The organism is Agromyces sp. NPDC052230 (assembly GCF_040679595.1).
GTDB lineage: Bacteria > Actinomycetota > Actinomycetes > Actinomycetales > Microbacteriaceae > Agromyces.
The window spans coordinates 1-1,124 of sequence record NZ_JBFAVC010000022.1; the positions used below are offsets into that span (position 1 = coordinate 1).

Below are 1,124 nucleotides of genomic sequence, written 5' to 3' on the forward strand. Positions count from 1 at the left end.
GGTTCAGGACATGTGTCACAGGTGATGGGTCGCTGGTGAGTCGGGACATGGGTCACAGTCGCGGGTATGTCTCGTGCACGTGTGGCGGTGTTGAAGGTCGTCTCCAAGCAGCTGTCGGTCTCGGACGCGGCGGCCGAGTACGGGTATTCGAGGCGGCAGCTGCATCGGCTGCTGGCCCGCTACCGCGATGGTGGCCTCGATGCCGTGGAGCCGAGATCCCGGCGCCCGCGCACCAGCCCGCAGCGGACGGCCGATGAGGTTCGCGAGCGGATCGTGCAGTTGCGCGGACAGCTGACCTCGAGGGGTCTGGACGCCGGCCCGGTCACGATCGCCTGGCACCTCGATCAGGAGGGCCTCACCGTCCCGTCGACCTCGACGATCCGGCGCATCCTGCACGCTACGGGCCTGATCATCCCGGAGCCGCGCAAGCGGCCGAAGAGTTCCTACATCCGATTCCAAGCCGCCCAGCCGAACGAGATGTGGCAGTCCGACTTCACCCACTGGCGCCTCGCCGACGGCACCGACGTGGAGATCCTGAACTGGCTGGACGACCACTCCCGCTACCTGCTGTCCAGCACCGCCCACCAGCCGGTGACCGGAGACGACGTCGTGGCCACCTTCCTGCGCGCCGTCGAGGAGCACGGGGCGCCAGCTTCGACCCTGACGGACAACGGCCGCGTCTACACCGCCCGCTTCGGCGGCGGAAGAAACGCCTTCGAGTACCTCCTGCCGCTGATGGGCACGACGCAGAAGAACGGCTCACCCGGTCACCCGCAGACCCAGGGCAAGATCGAGCGCTTCCAGCAAACCCAGAAGAAGTACCTCGCCGCCCTGCCCACTGCCCGCACCACGACCGAGCTGCAACGCCAACTCGACGCCTTCCGCGCCGACTACAACCAAGAGCGCCCCCACCGTGCCCTGAACCGCACCACGCCGACGCAGGCCTACCAGGCCATCCCGAAGGCGCAGCCCGCAACGCCCGGCCCTGCCGGGCACTACCGGATCCGCTACGACCGCGTCGATCCACGCGGCAAGATGAGCATCCGCCGCGCCGGCCGCATGCACCACCTCGGAATCGGAGCCGAACACGCCGGCAAACGCGTCATCGCTCTCGCCGACGACAC

Annotated in this window: 1 protein-coding gene; it reads left to right on the forward strand. The window is 68.4% G+C overall.

From position 1 onward, the window contains the following. Positions 1–66: 66 nt before the first annotated feature. Positions 67–1,124: IS481 family transposase (locus tag AB0K73_RS20810; protein WP_364775820.1), on the forward strand; the 1,058-nt coding region annotated here is incomplete at its 3' end.